The 5,093-nt window shown below is 43.4% G+C and carries 3 protein-coding genes and 1 pseudogene; all 4 read right to left on the reverse strand.

Annotated elements, in window-relative coordinates; all coding sequences use genetic code 11:
• Positions 1 to 310 (reverse strand): annotated as a pseudogene (locus WS34_RS14020) (hypothetical protein); the annotation flags it as partial.
• A gap of 138 nt (positions 311 to 448) precedes the next feature.
• Complete coding sequence (locus WS34_RS14025; protein WP_046405582.1) at positions 449 to 1,018, reverse strand: RNA polymerase sigma factor; 570 nt, start codon at positions 1,016 to 1,018, stop codon at positions 449 to 451.
• 191 nt (positions 1,019 to 1,209) lie between these two features.
• Complete coding sequence (locus WS34_RS14030; protein ID WP_046405584.1) at positions 1,210 to 3,897, reverse strand: TonB-dependent receptor; 2,688 nt, start codon at positions 3,895 to 3,897, stop codon at positions 1,210 to 1,212.
• Positions 3,898 to 3,910: 13 nt separating this feature from the next.
• Positions 3,911 to 5,093, reverse strand: a 1,183-nt coding sequence (locus WS34_RS14035; RefSeq protein WP_046405585.1) for a glycoside hydrolase family 92 protein, incomplete at its 5' end; no start/stop codon positions are given.

Consider the following 5,093-nt stretch of genomic DNA (forward strand, 5'->3'; position numbering starts at 1 on the left):
ATTCAGTATCTTTGTTCAACAACTGAAATACATTATATAATACCAAAGGAAAGAAAAGTATAGCAGCTACCCTGGTAATCACTCCCCACACAGTGACTTTACGCTTATTTCTCCCTGGCATCACCCGTTCCTCATAGGTCGAGTCCATAGACAAAGTATATGGAAGATTTTTCAATGCAGCCCGGGTCTTTAACCGGATATACTCCCGTTTATTCTCTTCGCTTTCTACAATCCATTCTACAACTTCCTTTCTTTCTGTCCCGGAAGCTATTCCATCGATATATTTTTCCAATAATTTCCTATCCATCATTTATATACCTTTAAACTTTTCAGACAGCTATTTCAATCTGTTATCTGTCATCAGCCCGTTTATTATTTTCCATTTATTTTAATAAGCTACATGATATACATTCCCCCAAGCTTTTTCCCCTGAAAAAATAGAGTTATTTTACCAAAATAGAAAAAAATACATATAATCTTTCAATCTCTTTTTAAACACTTGTAAAGCTATTCTAATGCGATATTCCACTATTTTTTTGGTAATTCCTTTTTTTTGAGCAATTTCCTCATAACTCAAACCACATTCCCGGCTTAATATAAAACTTTCAGCTACTTTTTCAGGTAATTCGAGATACACTTTTCTGATCAGCTCCTTTAATTCCAAAGCTTGAATATCCTGTACCAGGTCCGGATCATTCATCGCTTCAATTGCAATTGCCAGCTCGTTCTTCTCCCATTCAGTCCGGGTTTGATTAATTTTCAATGCCATCTCATTTAAAGCTCTGTTTCTGGCAATGGTAAAAACATATGCCCGGATATTCCCTGCAGCATCTATCTGTTCTCTTTTTTGCCACAATGCAATAAAAGATTCCTGAGCAACATCTTGCGCAAGCAAACTATTCCTCAGATACCGATTTAGAAAGGTTACGACATTATTATATTCTGCCCGAAAGAAAAGTTCGAATGCCGCTTCATCCCCCTCCTTTATGGATTTCGCCAACAAAGCATTTTGCTTCATAACACCACGAATTTTTGACCCTCACAGACAAAAGTATACTTTTTCTTTGAACAAGAAACATTTATCTATACCAAAACTTAGCAGCAGTACCCGGAATCTCTGTCCGGATGTCCTCAAACGCCGATCGACTTTGTTGTCGATGAGGCCATGTCTGCGTTCAACCTTTTTTCTTTTCATAGACTGGGGGATTACTAATCCCCCATCCGGTTAAAACGGTAAGAGAAGGAAAGCATATAATAATCCTGCGTACTGGTCGAACTATCCATCCGGGTGTACAAATCGGTCACGGAATAGTGCACCTGGCTCCGGTCACGGAAGATATCGTTGGCCCGGAATACCAATTCGGCCTGTTTCTTTTTACCGAATTTCTTACCCAATTCAAGGTTCAGACGATTATTCGACTGGATGGTCACTGTCCCTGTTTTGTTCCAATAATAAGTATAAAAATAGTCTCCTCCCACAAAAAAACCTTTCCAGAAAAGCCACCTGCAATTGGCCATTACCGTCTCTTCGAGATTCTGAGCTTTACCGGTGGATGAATTCCGGGAATGGGAATAGCTTGTAGCATGCCGGCAATAAAAGTCGAAATTCTCCGATAAGTCGGTATTGACGCCGATACTGATTTGTCCCCGATGCATCTGAGTGACATTCTGCCGATCATCGTAAATCGAGGGTTGATGCGAATAACTGTAATCTCCCCCGAAATCCAAATGGATTTTTTTCACTGGCATCGAATAATTGGTATGTACATTCATACTCCACATCCCATTCAAATTCACCGGCATGGTCAACGAACCTCCCTTCGACACCAAATATCCATCGATCAAGGTGTCTTTACCGATAAATTTTACATTGGAAGAGATCTGATTGATCGTCTGCTGTACATCGAAATTAGCCCAGAAAAACCGGGAATTCATCGGTTCCGAACTGGTATACCTCATCGAAAGATGATGCGAATAAGACTTTTTCAATCCAGGATTTCCCTTAGATACTTGTAAGGGATTGCTGACATTCAATACATCCTGCAATTGCACGGCCGACGGAGAAGAAGTATTTCCATTGTAGTTGACACTGACATTCCGTTTTTCACTCATCCGGTAGGATAGCTCTGCCCGGGGTGAAATATCGAGATAGTTGGATCCGACCAAAGAATCGGGTTTCCCGATAAACCTGTTCCGGTTTTCCATCTGCATCAGACGCAACGAACCACCCCCGTTCAGCGTAACTTTCTCTTTATGATAATTATAATTTACCCCGAAATTCTGACTGACTTGTTTATTGATCGATTTATTCGTTAAGGCCGTATCTATCCCGATCAGCTCTTCGAATACGGCATCCCGGTAAGCCAGGCTATGCCGGTCCGCCTGATCTTTACTCGTCAGGAAATGATAATTGAAGCTAATACGCGCAAACTTCGTCAAAGGCTCGGAATAAGACAATCCGGTACCTATAGAATAGTTCATCCGTTCATTATCGTTTTTCTGAAAACGCAAACTATCTCCCCGCTCGGTTATTTTCTCGTGTATATGCTGATAATCACCGGAATTCGATTCATTATACCCTCCACTGAATTGAAACGTCAAGGTACGTCCTGTCTTTTTAAAAGCATGCATCCACGAGAAATTACCTCCTGCCCGTTTACTATCGTTTTTATTGATGGCTTTCGTTTCTGTTCGATTTAAGGTATCCCCGTTTTCCATACTGCTATTCCAGGACAAACTCTCCTGATTTCCCCGGGAAATAGTAAAATCAGGATTGAACCGGATCCGGTTCTTGTCATTGATCTTGTAATCCAGACTAAAATTAATTCCATGACTTTGATTATCCGAGTTCGAATGACTCTCATTATCGTACACGCGGCTTTCATAATTCCCGGTAGGCAAATATTCCTGACGGGAAAGGGAAGCAGAATTATTTACGTTCGCGTTCCAACGGTAATTTCCGCTCACCTGCAGTTTCTTATTGATCTGTGACGAATAATTACCCCAAAGTCCATGGTTCTTATTTTTGTTCCCTTCATCCCGGTAACGGGCATCCGGCAAGTCGTTCAAAGCCATCCGGCCGGCATTTCCGCTAAAAGTAATCTTTCGTTTCCGGTCGAATAAATTCAACGATACAGAAGCAGAATAGGATTTATCTTTCACCTTTTCCAGCCCATAAGCCAGTTCGCCGCGTCCGAACACCTTCATCTGGTTGGGATTCCGGGTTTCGATATTCAATGTACGTGATTTACTCCCATCGTCATAACCCGAGAATTTAGCCTCCTCACTTTTATCATCGTACATTTTTATACGGGCAACGAGTTTAGCCGGAAGATTCTTCAAAGCCGCAGCAGGATCATTGATCGCATATTCCATCCCATCGATGGTGATTTTTTTCACTTCCTGCCCCTGGGCCATAATTTTCCCGTCTACAATCTCGAAACCCGGCAATTTCTTCAACAGTTTTTCCAGATCGGCATCTTCAGCCAAGTGGACAGCCGCCGCATTGAACTGTAAGGTATCTCCTTTCTGCACAGTGAGCGGAGGCCGTGCCGATACCACCACTTCGTCGAGAATAAGTGCTTTCAGGGAAATGTCCCCGACAGCAGTATGTCCTTCCAACACAACTTTTTGTTCCAACGGCCGGAAACCGACAAAAGAGACTTTCAGCCACTGTTCGCCAGCCGGTAATTTCCCGACATCGAATTTTCCCAGCGAATCTGTAACAGCTACCAAAATTCGCTTTATCCCTAAAAAAATATGAGCGCCAGGGAGAGGCTTCCCATCCTCTCCGCTGACCACTCTGCCCGATAAACGGCAAGAGACCGAATCCGACAATACCTGAGCCTTTAAACTGCCTCCCAAGCACAGCAGACAAAGCAACCATACTATCTTCATCGTCCTCTGTCTTTTATCGTTTTTCTGAAACAGAGGGAGGGACCGCCCGTTCGGCCACACCTCGTTTATAATTCGGACGGCTGCTCATCACAAAGTGTAAATCCGCTCCATCCTTAATATCATTATAGGTTATATACGACTTATCGTACTTCTTCCCATTCAGATATACTTCTTTCACAAACACATTTCTAGCCGACCAATTCCCGGTAGTCATCCGAAGATGCTTACCGTTGCTCATCTTCATATCGACCGCAGCAAGCCCGGGAGACCCCAGGTTATACACATTACTGGACGGAGCCGTCGGATAGAATCCCATGGTATTGAATATATACCAGGCCGACATCTGTCCGCAATCGTCATTTCCACTGAGTGCATCCGGCTTATTCCCATAAAAGGTATCCATGATATAACGCACCTTCTCCTGGCATTTCCAGGGTTGTTTCAGGTAATTATAGAAATACAGGATCTGATGGCAAGGCTCATTACCATGCCAGTAAGCCCCTACCCGTCCCTGAATATCGTGTGCTCCGGGGATATTATCGGCCATCTGGGTAACGAACATCGAATCGAGGCGTTCCCGGAGCAAATCTTCTCCGGCTTCATTGATATACCCCTGCACATCATGAGGAACATACCAGGTGTACTGTAAGGTGAAACCTTCGGTAATATCCCCCCAGCCATTGACAGATCCCGGACCTTGATAAGCGATCGGAGCGAAAGGAGTGCGCCAGTTGCCTTTACTATCCCGGCCACGCATATATTTCGTCCCGGGATCGATCAGGTTTTTATAAGATAAAGCCCGCTTCATGAAAAATTCATAATCTTCGGTTTTTCCAAGCTTTTGAGCCACCTGAGCAATACAATAATCGTCATAGGCATATTCGAGGCTCTTGGATACCGATTCTTTCTCCTTATCGAAAGGGACCCAACCTAACTCGGTATATTCCGGCAGACAATCATAGTTGGGATTAGTCGCCGTAGTCTTCATCGCCTCGTAAGCCCGTTCATAATCGAATCCTTTCACATCTTTCATGATGGCATCGGCAATCACCGATACAGCATGATATCCGATCATACACCAGGTTTCGTTGCCATAAAACGACCAGACCGGCAACATATGTTCGACACTCTTGTCATAATGGGCCAGCATCGAGTTGACGATATCGGCATTAATTTCCCGTTGCACCAGATTGAAT

The sequence above is a fragment of the Odoribacter sp. N15.MGS-14 genome (assembly GCF_000980245.1).
GTDB classification, from domain to species: Bacteria; Bacteroidota; Bacteroidia; order Bacteroidales; family Marinifilaceae; genus Odoribacter; species Odoribacter splanchnicus.

Bases quoted from the DNA above. Each gene is read 5' to 3' on its own strand.
- WS34_RS14025 (WP_046405582.1), bottom strand. From the start codon at position 1,018: ATGAAGCAAAATGCTTTGTTGGCGAAATCCATAAAGGAGGGGGATGAA.
- WS34_RS14030 (WP_046405584.1), bottom strand. From the start codon at position 3,897: ATGAAGATAGTATGGTTGCTTTGTCTGCTGTGCTTGGGAGGCAGTTTA.